Source organism: Methanolobus sp. WCC5, assembly GCF_045690325.1.
Classification (GTDB): domain Archaea; phylum Halobacteriota; class Methanosarcinia; order Methanosarcinales; family Methanosarcinaceae; genus Methanolobus.
This window is the reverse complement of record NZ_CP146981.1, coordinates 1,940,341-1,963,633: the sequence shown is the minus strand read 5'-3', so window position 1 is coordinate 1,963,633 and position 23,293 is coordinate 1,940,341. Positions and strand designations below refer to the sequence as shown.

The following is a 23,293-nucleotide window of genomic DNA, read 5'->3' as shown; positions in this document are numbered from 1 at the left end:
GATACGATGAACAGTGATCATGCGATAAAAAAGCTGGAAAGTTTCAGGAGTATCAGGTCTCCTTTTATGAGATGGACCCTTCATCTCCTGCCCTGGGCCATCCTGCTGACAATTCCACTTATAATCGCAAACTACGGAGCAAACGCCTCAATTGTGATGTATGTAACAGGCCTTCTTACGGCAGCTTTGAGCTTGTTTGCCTTCCGGTTACTCATGAAAAAGATCCCACAGGCCTTCAGTACCATATGGGACAGGAAAATAATCGTTGAATGTGAGCCTGCTTCACAGGATATAGCTCGTGATAAAGACTTTGCCGATAACAGGGAACCGAGAAAAGATAGTCAGTATGTTGAAATGAAGTACCTTGAATTCATCCGCAAGCTTGAGGATTGGATGAACAGTCCTTTTCAGATGGTCACAGGCTTATTCTTTTCACTTTTTGTTCTCACCTGGGACTACAGCTCAAAAGCTGAATTCCTCATTGCTTTCATAATAGGTATCATGGCATGGAAAATGACCGTAACTGCAATATATGTATGGAAGCTGGGGAAGGATTTCTGTATTGAGCCACAGCTTGGACATGCTGACAAATGCGGTGGTCTCTCCCCGCTGGGAGAACTTTGCCTGTGGAATGCCATTATAGTCACCATACCTGCAATATATCTGGGTTCCTGGATAATAGTCGGCATGATAACTGAACCCCTGACATCTTATTTCCTTCAGTCCGAAGAATATGCATCCCTGTTCTCCTGGCTCCTCTTTGTACCGGTGTTATTTGCCTTGATAGCTTTTTTTCTTCCACTGCGTAGCACACACCAGTTAATGCTCAGATGGAGAGATAAAAAACGATCCCAGCTGGATCACCTGGAACAATACATCTACCGTCTTGAGTGCAGGATACTTGAGGAAGCAGAAAGCATGAACGAAAAGGAATATGAATGTCTTTTCAGGGAACGGGAATTGATGGAACAGCTTTACAGGCAGAGCAGAATGATACCTGTGTGGCCTTTCAATACCGGGATCATTACCAGATTGCTGCTTTCACAAAGTATACCCTTTTTTGGGATATTTACCCATGTCCTAAGCCTTATAAAAAGGCTGCCATAATACAACACTGAATCGTCCCTGTGTCGGTAAATATATCGCTATTATATCGGCAAATATGTCGGAATTATATCGCTAAACCTAAAAAGCAGCCAAACCTTTTAACCTGTAATGGAACGCGTGATCATCCATGTGGACATGGATTACTTCTATGCAGCCATAGAGGAGAGAGAGGATCCTTCCCTTAAGGGTAAGGCCGTAGTCGTCTGCATGTATTCGAACAGGGGAGGATCAGGTGGTGCTGTAAGTACCTCTAACTATGTTGCCAGGGAAGCAGGAATAAGGTCTGCAATGCCATGCAAACTGGCAAGGTCCAAAAAACCTGATGCAGTGTTCCTCCCTGTGCGCAAGGAATTCTATGAAGAAGTATCCGCAAAGATAATGGAGATCCTCAGGTCCAATGCCGACAGCGAGGAAGCCTTTGAAAAGATCAGTATTGACGAGGCATTTCTGGAGATAAGCCAGTCCTGCAGCGGCGACTATGATCTTGCAAGAGATATAGGCCATAAAATTAAGGAGGAGGTCAGGTCTCAGGAAGAGATCACATGCTCTGTTGGCATCGGCCCTAACAAGCTTATTGCAAAAATGGCATCATCATTCAGAAAACCGGATGGTATCACCGTTGTCAGGCCGGAAGATGTGCAGACATTCCTGGGTCCTATGACTGTGAAGAAATTGTGGGGAATAGGCAAGGTCACAGAAGAGAGGTTAACTGAAATGGGCATAAGGACAGTTTCAGAACTGGCTTCTTATGATGTCATGGAACTTATCTCTGTATTCGGTAAGAATAAAGGCATGTGGCTTAGCCAGGCTGCTATGGGTATTGACGGGACAGCTGTGAAAGAGAGAACAGCAACCGACCAGATAGGGCGAATGGCTTCCCTTGAGCATGACAGCAGGGATGAGAATATGATATTCACACTTATGGATGAACTGATCGATGATGTGATCAGTAAAGTAAAAGCACGGAAAGTATCATTTCGCTCAGTAACAGTGACCGTCATATTCTCGAATTTCAAAACCTCAACTAAAAGCCGCACACTGGGTCACGCCGTAAGTGACATAAGCATCCTGAGCGAAAATGCAAAGGAGATGATGAAACAGTTCCTTGAGGAAAGTACCATGAACTTCAGGCGTATAGGAGTCAGGGTAGACAACCTGCAGGAAAATACCGGACAGAAGAGCCTTTTTGATTTTTGAAGATAGAAGACTTGCCTCACACAAGAGCATGCTTAATATGAACTCCAGGCAACATGCATTGACCGTTGCAACTTTCAATTAAAACGCAACAAGAGGCTTTGCATCACAAAATTGTATTTTGAATGTCAAATATTCATTTTCATTAAATATCTGAGATTGCTTATAAAATGGAAATGATTATTATCAATACTTATATACTTATTCTAAACTCCTTTTTTGAAGGTTTTCTTAAAAGAAAGTCTCAAAGATATTGTTTCTATCAACATCATGCTCATCATCATAGCAATGAACATCAGATACCTATAAATATGAGAATTTAAGACAGTTTTTCACAAATAAATCAGTATAAAATTATACCATCGATATAATTATACCACTGATATAAGTGGTTTATTAAGATTGCAGCCTTCAATAATGGGTGATCCACATTTCAATCTGTGAACAAAAAAACGATGAGCTGAAAAATGACCAGCTTAAATTGCTGAAAAAGACACTTGCATCAGTGCAGGACCTCATAGTGGTAATCGACCGTGACCTGAGAGTTGTGACAAGTAACTGGAAGAATTGTGATCCGATACCTGCAAATGAAAAGCAGGGTCATCCGTTTTGCTATAGCTGTCTTATGAAACGGAACACGCCCTGTGAGCCTTGCCGGCTGCTAGAGGTATTTGCAACCGGTACATGCAGGAAATTTGAGATAGAGGACCCACTTGATGAAAAGACAAAACTGATAGAGCTATCTCCTCTTTTTGATGATGAAGGCAACGTAGTAATGGTCGTAAGGCATGCAAAGGATATCAGTGAGCGCAGAGCAGTTGAAAAGAACCTGCAGATGAGAGAAAGGCAGCATGCTGCTGTTGCAAAGCTTGGCCAGGAAGGACTTGCCGGAGCAGAACTGGAAGAACTGATGCAGCAATCTGTCAGACTTGTGGCCAGCACACTTGAAGTTGAATACTGCAGAATAATGAAACAAATGAAGCATGATGATGCTGATCCTGTCATGGTTGCAGGCTTTGGGTGGGAAGGAAAGACCGACAACAAAACCGGGACATCAGAGAACGATATTGTCTGTTACACGCTTTATTCAGGTGAAAATGCAATAGTTGACACAAGTAAAGCTCCGGAAAGGTTCAGTGGCCTGTCACTGCTGAAAAACAGCGGTATTGTCAGTGGTATGGATGTGGTGATCGGTAGCAAGGATAATCCCTATGGGACCATGAACGTGCATACCATCCAGAACCGGGTGTTCACAAGCGATGATATGCACTTTGTACAGTCAGTGGCCAACATACTGGCCGAATCCCTGAGCAGGAAACAGACAGAGGAGAATCTCAAAAAATACGCCAGGGAACTTGAGGATGCAAATTATCTCAAAGTGCTGTTCACTGACATACTCACCCATGATCTGCTCAACCCCGCAAACATTATCAGGGGGTTCACCGAGGAGCTCATTATTGTTGAAGATGAGGATAGTAAGAAGAACCTGCTGGATAAGATACATAAGAACAATGAGAAACTGATATACATGATAGAATCAGCTTCCAAGTTCATCAAGCTTGAATCTATCGACGATATAAGGTTTGAAGAGCAGGACCTGTTACCTGTGCTTGAGAAGGTCATCAGGAACTTCGTATCGGAAATGGATAAGAAGGGCATTGAAATAGAGTTCAGGCCCGCAGGTGAGTATCCTTCCCTGATCAATCCCCTCATAGAAGAGGTATTCATGAACCTGCTGTCCAATGCTGTCAAGTATAGCCCTCATAAAGGAAAAATCAGTGTTAAGGTCTCTGACATAGGTGACAGGTGGAAGATCCATGTAGCTGACATGGGTCCGGGCATCAGTGATGAGGACAGCACAATGATATTTGAGCGTTTCAGGCGTGCAGACAAAGGAAGCGTAAAAGGGAGCGGCCTTGGACTTGCTATTGTCAAGAGGATAGTTGAGCTACATGGAGGAGAGGCAGGAGTTGACAACAACCCCATGGGAAGGGGAAGTATATTCTGGTTCACCGTTAAAAAAGCATTGGAAAACGATCCATCAAAATAACCTTAAAGGGCCATAGCTCTTAAAGACTGCATGCTTTCTTTGCCCTGTTTCCCTTCCTGTCCTACTTCTTTTTCTTCTTAGCTATCTGTGCATCCACTTTGACCTTCCGGATGGCAAGGTCCATTGCCAGACCACGCAACATCCATCTCAGTGCAGAAGCCTGGAGACTGGCATCATCCGGAAATTCTTTGAGGACCTGGGAAGATGGATTTTTGCCGGCTTCCTTTTTCAGTTCATCAAGCCTCTTCCTGGAGAAAGCATCAAGACCACCTACTTTCAGTTTAGCGAATGAACGAAAGCCCGGCGAAGGATCTGTGTTCAGTTCATTTATCCTTACTTTCAACTGTGGAGAGACTGAAGTTGAATTCACATCTGCGACAAATTTCCTGTTCTGTGGTCTGAAAGATGAGTCATTGGACATGTTCACTGAAGATGAAACGGGTGAAACATTTGATGATGTTCTTGATCTGGAAGCTGGCATTGCCAGTCTGTCAGCAGTGCTGTTACGTTCTCTGGGCACCCAGCTGAAGTTAACCTGCAGATGATGTTTTTTGATTACAGATAGTATTTCCTCTTTAATTGCAGCAAGGTTTTTGTTATTGACTTTCCACTTACCTGACATCTGGTTTATCACCAGGCTGCTGTCCCCGTAAACCTGCAGAGGGCCCTTGCCTCCATGTTCAAGATAGTCCAATATCCCTTCTTTTAATGCCGTGTACTCAGCAACATTATTGGTGTTTGCAGGAGAGGGCTTTTTTTCTTTACTGCCCTCTTTGTCAGCCTTGCCGTTGCTCCAGTGAATGATCCAGCCAAATCCCATTATACCTGAGGGATTGGGGTCGCAGGAACCGTCAAAGTTCAGTGTGTCCATGATATGTTGAAAGCTGGTCATTACTTTTGTATCTTTAGGTGGGAAAGGTAAAAAATATGCAAAAATACCTGATACAGGCATTGCATACATCATCTTTCATTCACAGTCATATATTTTAATCATCTGTCATACAGACTTTAATCATGTATTATAATCATGTATTATATAGACCTGCGAATTCCACAAAATCATAGAAATCAACAATATCATTATCATCAAAATCAAATACCGACAGGAAATTTGCATCAGATGACCTTGAATTATAGGCTCCGGCAAATTCCACGAAATCATAGAAATCAACAACTCCGTTCCCATCGAAATCTCCTTTCATGGCACCTGTGGGTACTGAGGATATCACTTCCAGTGACCAGATCACCGAATCGCTTCCTCTGGGACTTACAGCATTGGCTTTTATCTCATAGCTCCCCTGTGAAGGTGATATCATAGTAAAAGAGGAACTTGTGACACCTTTATTGCTCCTGACAACCGTGCCGTCAACAAGCCATGTGACATCGCAGATATCACTTGCATGTACGCTAAAGAACTGATCATCACCTTCTGAGCTTAGAGTGTTTAAGAGCGGTTCAAAACCTTTTATCGAAAAGGGGATCTCAGCCTCTGCATCCGGATCCCATCCGAAGTTCTGGGTATACATGGCAGTGTTCTGATATGAGTTATATTCTCCCACCCATATACCTATACCTATCTCATTGTAATCAGCACTCAGTATATTGGCCCTGTGACCGGGCGAGCTCATCAGGTTATTGTGTGCCTTTAGGACATCCGGAGGAAAGTTCATGGCAATGTTCTCTGCAATACGGTACACAGGATAACCGCAAGACCTTATCCTTTCTGAGAAATGTGTGCCATCATAGGAATCATGGGAGAAGTAATCCATGTCTATCATCTCTTTGCTGTGCTCCCTGGCAACCTGGGTCAGCACCGGGTTGAGGATAAGAGGCCCAAGACCATTATCTATTCTCTCGCTATTGATAAGATCCAGCATCTGTCGTTCCTGCGCTTCATAGCTGTCTTCTGCCAATGCAATTGTTGTTAAACATGACATCAGCAGAATAAATGCAACAATGATTCCTGATAGTTTGTACGTTTTGTTCATGACATGATCCCTCATCGGAACTTTTCATGATTGGTTCCTTTGGAGGAGAAGTATCTGATATGATATATACATTCTTATATAATAATTTGTAAGGGATAATTACTTTGTATGAAATTAACATCAAGAGCCAGAATTAAAAAAGAATCCATCTGCGAAAACCGATCTGCAAAAATAGATATGAGAATGTGCATACTGAATTATCAGGAAATGTAAAACTATTTTCCCAAAGAGTTTTTATTTCCTGCTCTCCCACATATATAATGGAAGAAAAACGCAGGTTAGAACAATGGAGGGATTTTGTGGAAGACGACAGGATATCGTATCATGACTCAGTGCGTACAGTGTACAGAAGAATAAAAGAGGATGGTATGACCAATATATGGGACCGCTATGAAGCCCAGGGGATGGGAGGTAATCCGGACAGGCGATGCACCTTCTGTCAGGGTGGCATGCGTTGTGATCTGTGCTCTAACGGACCATGCCGCGCTGATGCCTCTAAAGATAAAAGAGGCGTCTGCGGAATAACTGCCGATGGCATGGCCATGCGTATGATGCTGCTGCGCAATGTCATGGGTGCCTCGACCTACCAGTACCATACCAACCAGACCATAAAGACACTGAGGGCGACGGCAAAGGGTGAGACTCCCTTTAATATAAGCGAGGAAGACAAACTGAGAAACTTTGCAGGCAGGCTGGGTGTGGATAACAGCGGTGATGTGAATGATGTCGCTCTGAGACTCTGTGATTTCGTGGAAGCTGACTTTAGCAGAGAGTACGGAAAGCCCAGCAGGATTGTGGAGATGCTTGCCCCGCAGGAGAGACAGGAACTGTGGAAGAAAATCGGCATCTTTCCCGGGGGTATACAGACCGAGATACTAAGGTCAACAAGTTCGTCCCTGACCAACGTGGACGGGAACTATGTCAGCCTTGCATTAAAGGCCATGAAACTGGGAGTTGCCATGGCATACCAGAGCCAGATAGTCAACGAGTACTGCCAGGATATTATTTTCGGATTACCCCGGCCTCACAATATGAGGGTTGACCTGGGAGTGCTTGATCCTGATTACGTTAATGTGCTGCCTAACGGGCATGAGCCGTTCCTTGGGTTTGCAATGGTGCAGCTTGCCCGAAAGCCGCAGTGGCAGGACAGGGCAAAACAGGTCGGTGCAAAAGGTCTTCGTATAATTGCCAACATCGAGACAGGACAGGAAATGATACAGAGATGGGACATGGATGATGTGTTCTACGGATTCACCGGGAACTGGATCATGCAGGAGGCAGTGCTTGCCAGCGGTTGTGTGGATGTGTTCGTTGCAGACATGAACTGTTCCATGCCCATCGACCCGATGTATGCTGAAAGATACAAATTCAGACTGATTCCCGTAAGTGATCTGGTATCATTTGAGGGGGTCAGCGAGCGCCTGGATTACATACCTGAAAAGGCCGGCGAACAGGCAGCCCGGTTGCTGGATATGGGAATCGATAATTTCAAAGAGCGACATGGATCCGTAAAACCTGTCACCGGCCTGCCGCTAAGCGAGGCAGTTGTCGGTTTCTCCACCGAGAGCATACTGGACGCCCTTGGAGGTAAACTGGACCCGCTTCTGGATGCTATAAAAAGCGGAACCTTGCGCGGCGTTGCAGGTCTTGTTTCATGCACCACACTTAGGGATTCGGGACAGGACAGCCACAGCATTGCAGTTGCAAAGGAACTCATCAAAAGGGATGTGCTTGTGCTCTCCATGGGATGCGGTAATGCAGCCATGCAGGTTGGAGGACTGTGCAGTCCACAGGCAAAGGAACTTGCAGGACCCGGGCTCAGGTCCATATGTGAGGCACTGGGAATTCCGCCGGTGCTCAGTTACGGAACATGTACCGATACAGGCAGGATAGCTGATCTGATAGCTGCGGTTTCAGCAGGTCTTGGTGGTGTACCCGTACCTGAGCTCCCGGTGGTTGCCACGGCTCCTGAATACATGGAACAGAAAGCCACAATTGATGCGGTCTTTGCACTGGCACTGGGACTTTATACGCATGTGAATCCGGTTCCCACTGTAACCGGAGCACCAAACCTTGTAAAACTGCTTACAGAGGACTGCAAAGATGTCACAGGCGGGGTCTTGAGCGTAGAAACCGATGCTGTGAAAGCAGTTGAGCTCATGCTCGAGCATATAGAGGAAAACCGCAGGAAACTTGGCATATAAGACCTGAATCTGAGGCCTGTACCTAAGACCGGGTCTGAGGACAGCCAAAGAAGAGGAGATAATATGGATCATGACAAGACCGCCGGGGACATGGATGAACATGTAATGCATGAGCCAATGCATGAAAGGGAAGCAATGGATGAAAATGAAAGCCATCAAGGTCACAAAGGCAATCAGGACCATCAGGGACATAAAGTACATGCAAACCACCATGCAATGATGGTGGAGGATTTCCGGAAGAGGTTCTGGGTATCGGTCATAATTACAATACCGATACTCCTCCTCTCACCCATGATCAGGCAGTTCCTGAATGCGGTATCTGGAATAATTGTCCCCTCCTTTACAGGGGATATTTATCTTCTTTTTGCTTTTTCCACATTGATCTTCTTCTACGGGGGATGGCCTTTCCTTAAAGGGATAATTGAGGAGCTCAGGTCAAAGGATCCCGGTATGATGACACTTATAGCAGTTGCCATCACAGTTGCGTACGGCTACAGCAGCCTGGTGGTCTTCGGACTTGAAGGCAAGCTCTTTTTCTGGGAACTGGCAACACTGATAGACATCATGCTGCTGGGACACTGGCTGGAGATGAAGTCTGTTATGGGCGCTTCCATGGCCCTGCAGGAACTGGTAAAGCTCATGCCGGCCGATGCCCACCTGATAGGCTCCGATGGAAAAATGGAAGATGTACCTGTAAACCAGCTTAAAATGGAAGATAAGGTCCTTGTCAAACCAGGGGAGAAGATCCCTGTAGATGGTGTTGTCCTGGAAGGGCAGAGCTCTGTGAATGAAGCAATGCTCACAGGTGAGTCAAACCCCGTTCCAAAGGAAACAGGGGACGAAGTAATAGGCGGAGCTGTCAACGGAGAAGGTTCTCTGACAATTGAAGTACGCAAGACCGGCAAGGAATCTTTTTTGTCCCAGATGCTTGACCTTGTATCACAGGCCCAGCAAAGCAGGTCCAGGACACAGAACCTGGCCGACAGGGCAGCCTTGTGGCTTACGATAATAGCCCTTACAGCCGGAACACTCACTTTTTTCACCTGGCTGAGATTAATGGATACAGATATTGCCTTTTCACTTGAAAGAGCGGTGACTGTCATGGTCATCACCTGCCCGCATGCACTTGGACTGGCAATACCTCTTGTTGTTGCTGTCTCATCTGCCATAGGTGCCAGGAACGGTCTGCTTATCAGGAACAGGGGGCCATTTGAAAGAGCACGGAACATCGATGCGATCATCTTTGACAAGACAGGTACCCTCACAAAAGGGAAATTCGGTGTCAGTGATGTTGTCCCTTTAACCGGGAATATGGAAAAGGATGAAATACTGAAATATGCCGCATCCATAGAAGCAAACTCAGAGCATCCGATAGCCAAGGGTATACTTGATGCATCGGAGGGGGTCTACAAGGTCGGCAACTTCAATGCAATTGCCGGAAAAGGAGCTGAAGGAGTCGTAAATGGGAAGGACGTCAAAGTGGTAAGTCCCGGATACCTGAAAGAGAACGGTATCGATTACCAGGAAGGGCGACTGAAACATATTGACAACACGGGAAGGACTGTGGTCTTTGTATTGATCGAAGGAGAAGCTGTCGGGGCTATTGCACTGGAAGATGTGGTCAGGCCGGAATCAAAGGAAGTGGTCAGCAGGCTGAAGGATATGGGCATCAAATGCATCATGCTTACAGGTGACCGTAAACAGGTGGCTGAAAGAGTGGCCGGGCAGATCGGCCTTGATGAATACTTTGCAGGTGTCCTTCCCGATGAAAAGGCCTCCAGGATAAAAGAAGTACAGCAAAGGGGACTCACTGTTGCAATGGTGGGTGATGGCATCAATGACGCACCTGCACTGGCACAGGCAGACATCGGAATAGCCATTGGTGCAGGTACCGATGTTGCAGTGGAAACAGCGGACATCGTACTGGTAAAAAGCAACCCTCTTGATGTTGTTGCAAGCATAGAACTCTCCCGTGCCACATACCGCAAGATGCAGCAGAACCTTTTCTGGGCCACAGGTTATAATGCAATTGCAATACCACTGGCAGCCGGAGTGCTTTACCAGCAGGGAATACTGCTCTCACCTGCCGCAGGGGCTGTGCTGATGTCCCTGAGTACCATCATAGTTGCAATCAACGCCAGGTTACTATCGATTGACAAGAACAGGAATATCGATTAATTTCAATATATATATAAATAAAAATGTACAATATATTGCCATGGAGATCCTGATACCGGACATTGTTGATACAGCCCTTATAAGTGGTATGATATCACTTTTCATTTTTGCAGACATACTCTTGAAGAACTATCTTAAAATGGATCTTAAAGGGGCCGGAGCTGACCTTGCTATCGGTGCATTTGTCATCCAGCTTGCATTCCTTGCAACGTTGCTCACTGATCAGCAGATGGACCATTTCAGGTATAACGTTATTCTTGCCATATGTTTTGCATTCTTCTGGCTTATGTGCCTCTGGCTGGCAGCTAAGGGAGATGTTTTAACTGAAATGTTTTCCTACACCATCGGGACATTGTCTCTGGCAGCAGCGATCATGCATTTTTTGGGAACTTTCAAAGCCACAGGTATGATACTACTGCTTGCATACACTTTTATCCTGTCTGTGGTGGCCTTCCTCCTGGCAGACTACCTCAGGAAGGAAGCAGCAAGATCGGATATTGAGAAACTTGTTAAAGACCTGCAGATCTATGATATGAATGAAAGTTACAGGAAACTTGCAACCGGAAAAAGGAATATGGATCCGCTCCAGCCGCTTATCGATGTTATCCGCGGTGCTGTAAGGAGCAACAATGACCTGGTTGCTATCACAGGTATCCGCAGAATCCCTGAGCTGGGTACAAAGGTCCTGGTCCCGGGCGGTAACAATGGCCTGATCATAAAACATCTCAATATGCATCTTTACAAGATCGCCATTCTTGCAGATTATGAAAGGAACCGATACGTACTGATGGAAACCATTGATGCTTTCGGTTCACTGGGAAAACAATGTTCTATGGCAGGCATGGATAATCTCACCCTGCAGACTATCGACAATATGAGCAGTTTTTTTGAAATGCACAGGGAAAGGGGTTACTTCCCCAAACCGGACAAACTGGCATTGCTGATGAACTCAAAAAGCCCAAAGGACATTGTGAACATCGCCAGGAAGAAAACAATAGCCACCCCACTGCATAAGCTTGCAATAGCTATTGGTGACATCGGAACGACATCTGCAAAGAAAGACATGCTGGACCCTACTGAAAAATCAGTGACACTCCTGAAAAGAATAGCCCTTGATGCTGCAGAGAACAGGGATACGGCTACCCTGGATAATATCAGGAAGGTACTCCTGGGACTTGCGGCAACAATTGATAATAAGGACATGGAAAGTTTAAAAAGACTGATAATCTATGCATTGAGGGACATAGGGATAAAAACCGTTCAAAAATCCCCTGACAGGAAAAAGCATGAATGTCTTGACAGGGTGATAGAGGCTTTGAAAGAGATAGGAGAGATCTTCGGGGACAGTTCAATCCCTGATGTGGCAGCAGCCCTGAAGGATATAGGAATAGTTGCCGCAAGAATGCATTCCGATGAAAAGATCTCCCAGGTCATTCCGGTAATGGAACATTTCTGTACGGTTGCGGCACAGAGAAACCTGGAGGACCAGGCTTCACAGGCTGTGCATGGGATACTTGAGGTCTGTGAGATATCCATAAGGGAACAGATGGTAGAATCCACCGCAAGTTCCTCAAAGAGCCTTGCAAAGCTCTCAAACATCGAATCCATCTCTGTTATTGTCAACGATGCTGTATTTGAGATAGGCAAATACAGGGAAATTGACAGGGAGATGTTCGCACTTTTTGATAAGACCTACCGCAAGTCTGGCGGCAGGTAGACTTCTCTTTTCGAAGATTATATGTATTGTAATTGTCTTGTATTACTGCTATAGTCAGGTTGGCATGCAACATGTCCCAAACTATAATGTCTGATATGTCGACTTAAAGTACAACTTAAAGCAAGGGATTATTATGGAAATCAACGGAGTAGAAATCGAAGATACTTTTGCAGAAGCGTTCCCGATCAAAATAGCAAGAGTGCTTATCACCGCAGCAACAAAACGCTGGGCTGAGGTAGCTGCACTTGAAGCAACAGGATTTGGTACATCTGTTATTATGTGTCCTGCTGAGGCAGGTATTGAGAAGTTCGTCGGTCCTGATGAGACACCTGACGGAAGGCCCGGTGTTTATATCCAGATCTGTACTTTCGGATATGAGGCACTTGAACACCAGTTACTTGAGCGCCTTGGCCAGTGTGTACTCACAGCACCTACAACAGCGGTCTTTAACGGGCTTCCTGATGCTGAGAAACAGTTCAACGTAGGTTTCAAGCTTAAGTTCTTCGGTGATGGTATGGAATCCGAGACCGAGGTAGCCGGCCGCAAGATGTACAGCATCCCTATCATGGAAGGTGACTTCCTCGTGGAAGAGAACATCGGCGCTGTTGCAGGTATAGCAGGCGGTAACTTCTTCATTTTCGGTGACTCCCAGATGACCGCACTCACAGCAGCAGAGGTTGCAGTGGATGCAATTAAGGACCTCAACGGTACGATCACTCCATTCCCGGGAGGAATCGTTGCCAGCGGCTCAAAAGCGGGTTTTAACAACTACAAGTTCATGAAGGCAACAGCGAACGAGAAGTTCTGCCCCTCCATCAGGGACAAGGTCGAAGGCACCCAGATCCCCGAAGGCGTAAAGGCAGTTTACGAGCTTGTCATCAACGGTCTTGACGAGGACGCAATCCAGAAGGCCATGAAGGCAGGTATCGAAGCAGCTATCGCAGTCCCCGGTGTATCAAAGATCACCGCAGGCAACTACGGCGGGAAGCTTGGAAAATACCAGTTCCACCTGAAAGACCTTTGTTAAAGGTTCTTTCTTTTTTCATATTTTTGCTTTTCTTTTAAATAACTATCTTCTGATCCTTATTCCTTAATCCCTTTTCAAGCGTTAATTATACCTTAAGTGCATAATACGACTGATACATAATGGTACAAATAGACAGGCTTAGCAAATTACTGAGAAACACCCCAGTTAACGCATTTGCCGGGTGGGCAATGGTAGTACTGCTTTCCCTGCTTGGTATTATTAACCTGATGAACGGGAGGCTCACATGGTTTGCGCTCATAGTTCTTGTTATCTGCATCATAATAGCGCCTGCGTTGCTATTGCGCAAATTCTCTGTCATGCCATCCTGGTATTTCGTTGTACTGGCAATAATACCAATACTTGGCAGCACCACAGCCTATTATTTCTTTCTCACGGCCATACCTGTTTACTTCTCAGTGGCCACTATTGCATTGCTGCTGGCAGCGGAGATCAGCTGGTTCACATCTGTGCGCATGCACTACAAGTTTGCCATAGTCCTTGTGGTAGTCACAACACTTGCAATGTCAGGGCTCTGGCATCTGTTGCAATGGTCGCTGGATATTAACTTAGGAACGACGTTCCTTCTTGACGGGAGGTCATCTGATGAGATAAACGCCCATGTTATGTACAGGTTCATCTATGCCACCTTGACAGGTATTGCTGCAGGACTGTTCTTTGGATGGTATTTCAGGAATGTCGGGCCGGACATGGGAATAGAACTACCCCCACGTGGATCTTTGAGGACACCTGAATATACTATATCAAGGCCGCCCGCACCTATACGCAGACTGCTCGGTATCTCAGACAGGAAGCAAAAGATCGCAACAAGGGTAATGCAGACAGGACTTTTCATCTTACTTCTGATGGCTGTATTCTTAAAAGACATACCAACCGCCGTGAATGCAGTTGCAGGTCTGGCTGTCACATTCGTTCCGGCTTTCATCAAGCTCAAATATAACATAGCCCTTGATCCCGGACTGACACTTTGGGTTACCCTTGCTATTTTCCTTGATGCTCTGGGGACCTTTGCATTCTATGACAATGTGGCCAGATGGGACAACATCACTCATGCCCTCTCAGCCAGTGTTGTTGCTGCTGCAGGATATGTACTGATAAGAGCTATCGATATCTATACCGATGAAATATACATACCGCCTAAAGTGCTCTTCCTTTTTATCATGTTGTTCGTACTCGCAACCGGAGTGGTTTGGGAAATACTGGAGTTCCTGACAGACGAAATGGCAGCAGAACTGGGGTACAAGGCCATACTTGCCCAGCACGGTATCCATGACACCATGATAGACCTTGTTTTTAACCTGCTGGGAGCCATCCTTGTAGCCACCTGGGGCACTGCCTATCTTTCCGACATATCCTACAGGCTTGCGGATAAGTTCGGGGAGAGGGCTGCTAAAAAGAATAAATAGAATTTTAGATGATGATGCGGGTTTTGTGAGGGTTTTCTGCCAATATGATCATCCCATGCCAAGGGCCATGAGTCCTGCACTTATACCGGTCTGGATGACTTCCTTAGGGTTAATTCCTGTGACCTCAAGCATCACATAGACTCCCAGGAAAGTTCCGATAACACTGCCAAGATTTGCAAGGGCAGCCACCATTACCACACGAAAGAGATTGTTCTTCATCATATCACCAGTTGTTTCGATCTCAACAAGCTCTTTGAAATCATCAGTGGTTGGTTTACGATACCTGGCCTCTGTCAGACCCGCAAACCATCCGGCTGCTATCATAGGGTTAAGAGATGTGAGCCATGCAACCGAGAATGCGGTAAGCACTGAATATGGATGACCTCTTGCAATCACGGCACCCGCAGCGCTGAGCACTCCGTTTATGATGAACCACCAGGCAAATGCGATGGCAAGGGTTTCAAGGGGGACGCCTGATAGTATCAGCAGGCCAAATGTACCAAGAGCAAGCGCAACAATAGCAGCTCCGAAGAGTTTTAGTATGTTAAAGCGTTTTTTCGGAGCCTCAGCTGCATAATCGATCATGGGGATGGTCTTTGGATTTTCAAGATAACGCTGGATACCGGCCCTGTGGCCTGCACCGATCACAGCGACTATCTTCCTGTTGCCACTTGCAGCCGCCCTTATAAGATTATTGGCCATGTATGCGTCCCTTTCATCTATGAGTACCCTGACAGCATTTGGAGATGACTCCCTGAACTCTTCCACGAGCATGGAAACCACATCCTTATTTGTGATAGTGTCCATATCGATGTCCTTGGTGCCACCAATACCCAGGACTGCTGCAATAAGACCTGCAAGCATCTTCAGTTTCTCGATAAAACCCATCTTGCTCCAGAAACGCTGCAGGGTTATCTGTACATCCCTGTCTATCAGAAGTATCTGCGCACCGCTTGCTTCAGCAGCCTCAAGAGCACTTATCATCTCAGCACCCGGCTGCACACCCATCTGGTCAGCGAACTTTTTCTGAACATGGGCCAGAAGCATATGAACAAGATAGAAATAGACCTTGCCTTCCTTTAAGAGTTCTTTTACCGGTATATCACTATTCTTTACATTGCCTTTGATGGCCTCATACCTGGACCTGCAAAGCTCAACGGCAACAATATCCGGTTTTTCCCTCTCTATAGTTTCGTTGACTTCCCTGACACTCTTTTCAGAAACGTGGGCTGTACCTATCAGTATGATCTCAGTTGGTTTTTTAAGATCTTCAGGTAGCGATCCAAAACTTTGTCCGTTTGCTGTTGAGCTGGTGGTTGCTTCTGGTTCTATCAGCTCTTTTGTCACCTCTATCTCAGAAGAGCCTGAACCTGAGAATGACAATTTCCCCGCAGAGTCCTGAGAATACAGATCATCATCCGTGCTACTGTAATCATAATCAGGGGCACTCTGCTGTGAATCACTTAAATTATCATGTTTCAATGTAGATCCTCTTTTAAAGATTGGAGTTTTAAAGATCAGAGTTCGTTCGATAACATGAGCAACCTCATAAGATCTGTCCTGGAAAGGATGCCTTTCACAGTTCCATCATCCACTACCAGAACGCGCCCTATATTGTTCATTGTCATTGTCTTGAAGGCTTCTGCCGCATTAGCGCTCAAAGGAAGGGAGATCACATCCTTTGTCATCACATCGGATACAAGGTTAGCATAGCGTTCATGCGGAAGAACGTTACGTATGTCTGTAAAGGTCACAATACCTTTTAAAGAATTGCCCTTCATCACCGGATATCCCAGGTGTTTGTGCTCGAACATGAAATGAGACAATTCCTCTACTGTCATCTCAGGGTGCACCGAGAGCACATCCTTTGTCATCACATCTGCGACCCTATACTTTTCAAGGCTTACGGTTACTGTTGTTGACTTATCTTCTTCCGAAGCACCTATATACACAAAAAGAGCTATCAAGATCAGCCATGCATTAAAGAAAAGACCTATTATTGCCATGAAAAAAGCAAACATCTTCCCAATATAGGCAGCATAGTGTGTTGCTTTGACATAGTTCATTCTTTTTGCATACCATGCACGCAGGATCCTTCCACCATCCATGGGGAAAGCGGGAAGCAGGTTAAAAAGTGCCAGTATGATATTAATAGTAGCCAGTATACCCACCATAAGGTACACAGATGTATTCTCATATGAAGGCATGATATTAACTGTCACTATGTTCAGGCCCAGCAGACCAAAACCTATGATAAGACTTACCAGTGGTCCGGCAAATGCCATCTTTAATTCCTGTGAAGGCTCCCTTGGGATCTCTTCCATGGAAGATACCCCTCCAAATAATAACAACGTGATGTCCTTTATCTCGACTCCGTAGCTTTTGGCGATATAAGAGTGACCCAGTTCATGGAGCAGTATGCAACCGAATAACAGTATCGTTGTCAGCAGGGACAGAGCATAGTTCATTGTAGTTGAACCAATATCTGCAAAGCCGTATGGTTGCGGATTTGTTGCAAAGACAAGGGCAAAAACGGGAAGTATGAGCAAAAAAGTGATGTGCAGCTTGATAGGTATTCCCATGATGCTTCCGATCTTAAATGAGGTATTCATGACACCATGTTAGATGGGTTAATATTTATTATTATCTTATTTTAATGAGTAGTTACTGGAAAGTGGAAAGGAATCTATTAATAAAACCATGAAGAACTGCTCTTTTCTTTGATACCTTCTTGATACTTTCACCCTTCCTTAATACTTTCACCCCGCTTGGTCCAGGATTATATGTAAAAAAAGAATACTCTCAATTAAGACAGGCGAGATGAACACACGCCTTACACGTTTCAAGGCCAGGTGTCATCGAGCCTTATCCCCTCAAATCGGCACATTCAATGACATGAGAACCTCATTAAGGTCCCTCACAAAAGAATCTATCATACCAGCTGTCACATGGGGCATTATCACAAGACGCAGGCAATGTGGATTCTGAGTGATGGATACCTGCCAGTTGAATTCCTTAGCCAGCCTGCTTCGCACAAGATCAGGCTCAGGGACTTTCAGCGCAACGACATTCATAACAGGTTCTATCCAGGGATAAACGCCAATCCTTTCAAGTTCCTGCAAAAGATAAAAGGTTAATTCCATACATCCGGACACCGTTTTTCTGTAACCTTCCTTTCCCAGGTAATTAATTATTGCCCAGGTTGCTGCCACCGAAGCTCCACTTCTTGTTCCCGTAAGTGTGTATTGGGTGGAAACTGTTAGGTAAGGTGTGTCTGCTTTAAGGCCTTCCAGCTGTTCAGAGTCCCTGAAAAGCAGGACACCTGATGGTATTGTACTCAAACCCATCTTATGAGGATCTATTGCAATGGAGCTAACTCCCGCTAATTTGAAGTCGAATTCATGGATATCATCAATGAAGGGAAGGACAAAACCACCAAAAGCAGCATCTACATGCAGGAAAATGTCATTGTGCAGTGCAATCTCAGAGAGCCTTTCTATAGGATCGACCTGGCCGAACTCCGTTGAACCAGCTATAGCCACAAGACCTATGGTATTCTTGTCTATAAGGGCCTCAACAGACTTAACTGATACTTTTAGGTTTGCATCAAGACTGGCTTTTCTCAACTCGATATCAAGGATATCTGAAACCTTGTCAAAGGAAAAATGAGCTGAATCCGGAACAACGATATTTGGTCTTTCACACCACGCTCCCGGTGTTGAGAGATTTCTCATGGACCTTATAGCCTGAATATTGGATTCGGTCCCGCCTGTTGTCATATAACCTGATGCATTCGGGAGGTGTAAAAGCTGGCCCAATGAACCGATGACTTGTTTTTCAAGATCATAGGTTCCTTTGAAAAGACCAAAATCACCCATATTCGATTCTATGAATCCCATATGAGCTTCAACAGCTACCCTGTGAGGATAAGTGCACATGGAGCTAAGTACACGCTCATATTTCAGATCCTGCCCTTTTGAAGCCTCTAAGAAACTACGTATTTCCTCTCCGGATAGGCCAGTTTCATTCATTGGCTATATGAATAAAAGAAGATATTTAAAACAATTGTGTTACGACCCGTTGCCATAGAGACTACAATAATTCCGGTCAATCGATTGTTTAAATCTCGGTACAGGTTAAATTAGAGCTAATTAGAGTTCTTTTTACATAGTTACTTACATAGTTACTAAGGTAATTATGGCAGACAATCAATATACAGACCCCATCATTTCCACTGGATTTTTGTTTTATGGATTATTTTGATTAGTTCTTATTTTTTGATCAATTCTTGTTTTGTTTTTAGGTTTGTTTACTCATGTGCTACCCCATTGTTTCAACTGGAACATATTTGTCAGAACATTGTTAGAACAAAAATTTCTGAAATTTGTTTTTTCTAAACAAAAAGCTTATATACTAACATATTTATACATACACTGCCATCTTTTTTTCAAAATTTTTAAAAAAGATAGTCATATCTTTTTTTCATGTTCCAATTGAAATCTTAGGGTCACTGTCCTTTATAAACTTTCCAGTAGAAACAAAGGGGTTTACATTCCATAGGAAGCTTTTTTTTTGTTTCCTCTTATATAGTCCGGGTAACCACATAATAATAAATAAGGATATAGTTATTGTTTTTTGTTTTTATTATTCTTTTTCTTCAAATCTCCACTTGAAATCAGGGGGTCTAAACCATAACCATTAATAACCCCCACTTCCATTGTATCGTTTGGAATAGAGAGAGTAAATCCAATCCCTTTGATTGGTAGTCCTTATCCCTTAAAGACAATTTAGTTTAAAGTATTCTTTGTAATTTTAACAGGATTGGGTGACATAAGTAAATGCAGAGTAAATCGTTAGATGGCTTGTTCCAGGAATTACTGGAAAACGAACCAATTTTCAAAAATAAAGAGGTTTTACGACATTCATACACTCCTGACTCCCTTGTTCACCGTGATGAACAGATCAATAGTCTTGCTTCAATTCTCGTTTCAGCTCTTAGAGGTGACACACCTTCTAATATTCTCATATATGGTAAGACAGGTACCGGTAAAACTGCTGTGACAAGACACGTGGGTATAGAACTGGAAAGAAAAGGTGAATCCCTTGGTATTTCCTGTAAGGTCGTCTATCTTAATTGTGAGGTTATTGACACTCAATACAGACTTCTTGCAAATCTGACACGTCAGTTTGGTGAAGATGTCCCGATGACCGGCTGGCCTACAGATCAGGTCTTTTTCAAATTCAAAGAGACAATTGATACCGAGAGGCAGGTTGTCATTATAATTCTGGACGAGATTGATAAACTGATTAAAAAAGGTGACGATGTCCTTTATAATCTTTCAAGAATCAATACAGACCTTGAACATGCAAAGGTCAGTATGATAGGGGTTTCAAACGATCTTAAGTTCACAGAATTCCTTGATCCCAGAGTAAAGAGCTCCCTTGGTGAAGAAGAAATAATATTTCCTCCTTATGACGCTGACCAGATCAGTGATATTCTTCATGAGAGAGCTCAGATAGCTTACAAACCGGAAGCTTTGGATGAAATGGTCATTCCTCTTTGTGCAGCTTTTGCTGCCCAGGAACATGGGGATGCAAGACGTGCCCTGGACCTGCTTAGGGTGGCCGGTGAGATCGCAGAAAGGGAAAACAAATCACGTGTTGATGAACAGCATGTCAAGGGTGCACAGGAAAAGATTGAGGTTGATCGGGTCATTGAAGTGGTGCGCACTCTTCCTACCCAGTCAAAACTTGCACTCTACAGTGTTATGCTTTTGAGGAATAACGGTTACAAGAATGTCACTACAGGAGAGGTCTATAATGTTTACCGGCAATTATGTCTGCAGGTGGACATGGATATTCTCACACAGCGCAGGGTAACGGATCTTATGTCAGAGCTTGATATGCTGGGTATCGTGAATGCTGTTGTTGTTAGCAAGGGCAGGTACGGCAGGACAAAGGAAATTGTATTAAGCGTTCCAATAAACAGTACCAAAAAAGTGTTGTTTGAGGATTACAGGCTCAAACCACTTGAATTGTTCAAGCCTGTACTCACAACCCAGCTGCATCTCTAAAAAATCAGAAGCCCGGGAGCATCAATCTGAGATAACCTATGTAAGGTATCCTATAACGTGCTATACCTATCACCCATTCTTCTTTAACCGGCATCATGTAACTGACCTGACCCTGCTGGTCGTAATACCTGTTGGTCATTTCATTGTCTCCTTTGGTGATATATCCTGCATGAGGTGCGGCGGGTCCGCCTTCCCACATTTGCTCTCCCTCCTCAACGTAATACATCGCCCGGTGGATGATGGGAGTAACTCCTTCCTGTCCATAGGGCTTGTATAATATCACATCGCCATAATTTTTAAATGAGTTGTAGTTGTCCATGCCTTCCTCATATGTAACAACCTGCGTCCTGTCGATACTCTGGATGAAAACGATATCACCTACGTTCATATGTGGCTCCATACTACCTGATTCCACGGCCACCATAGGAGTCCACATCCCAAAGACCACCTGAGAGAAAGATGCAAATATCAATACGGCTAACAGGACAGTTATGATGTCCCGTGCAAGTGAAACAAAGAAATTGTCACTTTCTTTGAAAGCATGAAAGGTTTCTTTTAAGTTCATTGTTCTTACCTGTATTCTGCCCCAATAAAAGAATGTATTTATGAGTTAAGGAATAATATTCGCAAAATAAAATGTTTACGGTTTAAAATGATTTTGTAAGTTCTTGCACCCATACTGTAATTATCTTCCCTGCAACTTAAATTTAGCTCTACGATCATGAATGAAATTGATGTTCTTACCGCTTTCATCGAAGAAGGATACCAGATAAGCCCTGAAGCAGTAGACCTTATCTGTTCGCATTGTTCTCCTCAGGAACTTGTTACATATGTGCTTGAGAACATAGATCTTTCAGTCCTTGTTATCGATATAGAGCACATAGACTTGGAAGGCTTCAGTTCAATTGCCGGTGTTCAGGAAAAATCGTCTGTTTCTGTTTACGAACCAGTTTCTGTTCATGGAACGATCTCTGACTTTGAACCTGTAACTCAAAAACCCACACCCAAGATCTGCAAGAGTCTTTCTGCCGGCTGCAACCGTATTTCTCCGGCAGGCACCCCGCTCACGATATGTAATAATGACAGTCCGGTTTCGGTGATTTCTGATATCACGGATAATTCCACCTGCGTAGGTGAATATATGGAATTTGTCCAGTTCTTCAGGAACCGTTACAGCAGGATAAGTGATATAATCAGAGGCAGGATAAATGCCCGTCCCATAGAGAGCCTGAAAAAGAACAAAGGGACCAATTACAGGGGAAGCAGGGAGGCAGGGGAGGTCTCTGTCATTGGAATGATATCTGAGATAAAAAGCACAAGTAACGGGCATAAGATACTGGAAATAGAAGATCCCACCGGCTCTTTCTCAGTACTGATACGCATGGCTGACAAGGAGCTTTTTGAGCAGGCCAGTCATTTTGTGCTGGACGAGGTTGCAGGATTCACAGGCACTCTCACAAATGATGGCAATCTTATGATAGTGCAGAAGATAACCCTGCCGGACCTCCCGAACACATATATCCAGAAGAAAGGAACCCATGGAAAGGCTATCCTCACATCTGATATCCATATCGGAAGCTCGACATTTATGGAGGAGCCCTGGGAGCGTTTCCTGGACTTCCTCAACTGTGACACTGATAATGAAGCCCTGGTTTCCATTGCAAAGGAGGTTCGCTACCTTCTTGTGGCAGGAGACCTGGTTGATGGGGTTGGTATATACCCCGGCCAGGAAGAAGAACTCTCTATCCTGGATGTCTATGATCAGTACAAAAAAGCAGGTGAGTATTTTTCGAGGATACCAGATCATATAAGGATAATCATCTCTCCTGGTAACCATGACGCTGTGCGCCAGGCTGAACCCCAGCCAAGACTGCCTGGGCGCATAAGGGAATATTTCCCGGATAACGTTACATTTGTCGGGAATCCTTCCATTGTCGACCTGGATGGTGTGAAGGTGCTTCTATATCACGGCCGTTCAATTGATGACCTTGTGGCCTCAGTTCCCGGTGTCTCATACCATGATCCCACCAAGGCAATGGTGGAAATGATGAAGTTCAGGCATCTGTCACCAATATACGGAAGCCGTGTTTCCATTGCACCTGAAAAGAAAGATTACTTTGTCATCAGCAATGTTCCCGATATCCTTCATTGCGGCCATGTGCATACCCTGGGTATCGAGTGGTACAAGAATGTCCTGCTGATAAATTCGGGCACCTGGCAGGATCAGACCGAGTTCCAGAAAAGGGTCAACGTGGTCCCCACACCTGCACAGGTGCCTGTCGTAGATCTGGAAACCCTCAAAACAACGATTCTTAAATTCAATGAGTGAC

16 protein-coding genes are annotated in these 23,293 nt (G+C 44.6%); 10 read left to right on the top strand and 6 right to left on the bottom strand.

The window, feature by feature from the left end; all coding sequences use genetic code 11:
- Positions 1–6 precede the first annotated feature (6 nt).
- The 3 genes from V7O64_RS09535 to V7O64_RS09525 all read left to right on the top strand — a co-directional run bounded on the left by V7O64_RS09535 (position 7) and on the right by V7O64_RS09525 (position 4,351).
- Positions 7–1,107, top strand: coding sequence for a hypothetical protein (locus V7O64_RS09535; protein WP_407355181.1), 1,101 nt, complete (start codon positions 7–9; stop codon positions 1,105–1,107).
- A gap of 108 nt (positions 1,108–1,215) precedes the next feature.
- Positions 1,216–2,304 (top strand): DNA polymerase IV, encoded by a 1,089-nt coding sequence (gene dinB / locus V7O64_RS09530; RefSeq protein WP_407355180.1) that lies wholly within the window; start codon positions 1,216–1,218, stop codon positions 2,302–2,304.
- A 418-nt stretch (positions 2,305–2,722) separates the two neighbouring features.
- A complete protein-coding gene (locus V7O64_RS09525; RefSeq protein ID WP_407355179.1) occupies positions 2,723–4,351 on the top strand; it encodes an ATP-binding protein in 1,629 nt (542 codons plus the stop codon).
- A gap of 61 nt (positions 4,352–4,412) precedes the next feature.
- Here the strand turns inward: V7O64_RS09525 and V7O64_RS09520 are convergent, their stop codons facing one another.
- Entirely contained in the window at positions 4,413–5,222 is an 810-nt protein-coding gene (locus tag V7O64_RS09520; RefSeq protein ID WP_407355178.1) for a ribonuclease HI family protein, read from the bottom strand.
- Positions 5,223–5,376: 154 nt separating this feature from the next.
- A complete protein-coding gene (locus tag V7O64_RS09515) occupies positions 5,377–6,339 on the bottom strand; it encodes a CAP domain-containing protein (protein ID WP_407355177.1) in 963 nt (320 codons plus the stop codon).
- Positions 6,340–6,638: 299 nt separating this feature from the next.
- Here V7O64_RS09515 and cooS point away from each other — a divergent pair, with 299 nt between their 5' ends.
- The 5 genes from cooS to V7O64_RS09490 all read left to right on the top strand — a co-directional run bounded on the left by cooS (position 6,639) and on the right by V7O64_RS09490 (position 14,889).
- Positions 6,639–8,543: an anaerobic carbon-monoxide dehydrogenase catalytic subunit gene (gene cooS / locus V7O64_RS09510; protein WP_407357315.1), complete on the top strand. Its 1,905-nt coding sequence runs from the start codon at positions 6,639–6,641 to the stop codon at positions 8,541–8,543.
- Positions 8,544–8,606: 63 nt separating this feature from the next.
- A complete protein-coding gene (locus V7O64_RS09505; protein ID WP_407355176.1) occupies positions 8,607–10,721 on the top strand; it encodes a copper-translocating P-type ATPase in 2,115 nt (704 codons plus the stop codon).
- A gap of 40 nt (positions 10,722–10,761) precedes the next feature.
- Entirely contained in the window at positions 10,762–12,438 is a 1,677-nt protein-coding gene (locus V7O64_RS09500; protein ID WP_407355175.1) for a hypothetical protein, read from the top strand.
- Positions 12,439–12,571: 133 nt separating this feature from the next.
- Positions 12,572–13,465, top strand: coding sequence for a formylmethanofuran--tetrahydromethanopterin N-formyltransferase (gene fhcD, locus V7O64_RS09495; RefSeq protein WP_407355174.1), 894 nt, complete (start codon positions 12,572–12,574; stop codon positions 13,463–13,465).
- Positions 13,466–13,584: 119 nt separating this feature from the next.
- Positions 13,585–14,889 (top strand): hypothetical protein, encoded by a 1,305-nt coding sequence (locus tag V7O64_RS09490; protein ID WP_407355173.1) that lies wholly within the window; start codon positions 13,585–13,587, stop codon positions 14,887–14,889.
- Between the two features lie 48 nt (positions 14,890–14,937).
- Here V7O64_RS09490 and V7O64_RS09485 read toward each other — a convergent pair whose 3' ends face one another.
- The 3 genes from V7O64_RS09485 to mfnA form a co-directional block, all read right to left on the bottom strand.
- The gene (locus V7O64_RS09485; RefSeq protein WP_407355172.1) at positions 14,938–16,371 is read right to left on the bottom strand and encodes a TraB/GumN family protein; all 1,434 of its coding nucleotides are present in this window, start codon (positions 16,369–16,371) and stop codon (positions 14,938–14,940) included.
- A 35-nt stretch (positions 16,372–16,406) separates the two neighbouring features.
- Positions 16,407–17,501, bottom strand: a complete 1,095-nt coding sequence (locus V7O64_RS09480) for a CBS domain-containing protein (RefSeq protein WP_407355171.1) — start codon at positions 17,499–17,501, stop codon at positions 16,407–16,409.
- Positions 17,502–17,762: 261 nt separating this feature from the next.
- Entirely contained in the window at positions 17,763–18,920 is a 1,158-nt protein-coding gene (gene mfnA / locus V7O64_RS09475; RefSeq protein ID WP_407355170.1) for a tyrosine decarboxylase MfnA, read from the bottom strand.
- An 807-nt stretch (positions 18,921–19,727) separates the two neighbouring features.
- Here mfnA and V7O64_RS09470 point away from each other — a divergent pair.
- Complete coding sequence (locus tag V7O64_RS09470; RefSeq protein WP_407355169.1) at positions 19,728–20,963, top strand: ORC1-type DNA replication protein; 1,236 nt, start codon at positions 19,728–19,730, stop codon at positions 20,961–20,963.
- 4 nt (positions 20,964–20,967) lie between these two features.
- Here the strand turns inward: V7O64_RS09470 and V7O64_RS09465 are convergent, their stop codons facing one another.
- Positions 20,968–21,528, bottom strand: coding sequence for a signal peptidase I (locus tag V7O64_RS09465; RefSeq protein WP_407355168.1), 561 nt, complete (start codon positions 21,526–21,528; stop codon positions 20,968–20,970).
- Positions 21,529–21,684: 156 nt separating this feature from the next.
- Here V7O64_RS09465 and V7O64_RS09460 point away from each other — a divergent pair, with 156 nt between their 5' ends.
- On the top strand, positions 21,685–23,292 hold the full coding sequence (locus V7O64_RS09460; protein ID WP_407355167.1) for a DNA-directed DNA polymerase II small subunit: 1,608 nt from the start codon (positions 21,685–21,687) through the stop codon (positions 23,290–23,292).
- The last annotated feature ends 1 nt before the right edge of the window (position 23,293 follow it).

Bases quoted from the DNA above. Each gene is read 5' to 3' on its own strand.
- V7O64_RS09535 (WP_407355181.1), top strand. From the start codon at position 7: ATGAACAGTGATCATGCGATAAAAAAGCTGGAAAGTTTCAGGAGTATC.
- dinB (WP_407355180.1), top strand. From the start codon at position 1,216: ATGGAACGCGTGATCATCCATGTGGACATGGATTACTTCTATGCAGCC.
- V7O64_RS09520 (WP_407355178.1), bottom strand. From the start codon at position 5,222: ATGGACACACTGAACTTTGACGGTTCCTGCGACCCCAATCCCTCAGGT.
- V7O64_RS09515 (WP_407355177.1), bottom strand. From the start codon at position 6,339: ATGAACAAAACGTACAAACTATCAGGAATCATTGTTGCATTTATTCTG.
- V7O64_RS09505 (WP_407355176.1), top strand. From the start codon at position 8,607: ATGGATCATGACAAGACCGCCGGGGACATGGATGAACATGTAATGCAT.
- V7O64_RS09500 (WP_407355175.1), top strand. From the start codon at position 10,762: ATGGAGATCCTGATACCGGACATTGTTGATACAGCCCTTATAAGTGGT.
- fhcD (WP_407355174.1), top strand. From the start codon at position 12,572: ATGGAAATCAACGGAGTAGAAATCGAAGATACTTTTGCAGAAGCGTTC.
- V7O64_RS09490 (WP_407355173.1), top strand. From the start codon at position 13,585: ATGGTACAAATAGACAGGCTTAGCAAATTACTGAGAAACACCCCAGTT.
- V7O64_RS09480 (WP_407355171.1), bottom strand. From the start codon at position 17,501: ATGAATACCTCATTTAAGATCGGAAGCATCATGGGAATACCTATCAAG.
- mfnA (WP_407355170.1), bottom strand. From the start codon at position 18,920: ATGAATGAAACTGGCCTATCCGGAGAGGAAATACGTAGTTTCTTAGAG.
- V7O64_RS09470 (WP_407355169.1), top strand. From the start codon at position 19,728: ATGCAGAGTAAATCGTTAGATGGCTTGTTCCAGGAATTACTGGAAAAC.
- V7O64_RS09465 (WP_407355168.1), bottom strand. From the start codon at position 21,528: ATGAACTTAAAAGAAACCTTTCATGCTTTCAAAGAAAGTGACAATTTC.
- V7O64_RS09460 (WP_407355167.1), top strand. From the start codon at position 21,685: ATGAATGAAATTGATGTTCTTACCGCTTTCATCGAAGAAGGATACCAG.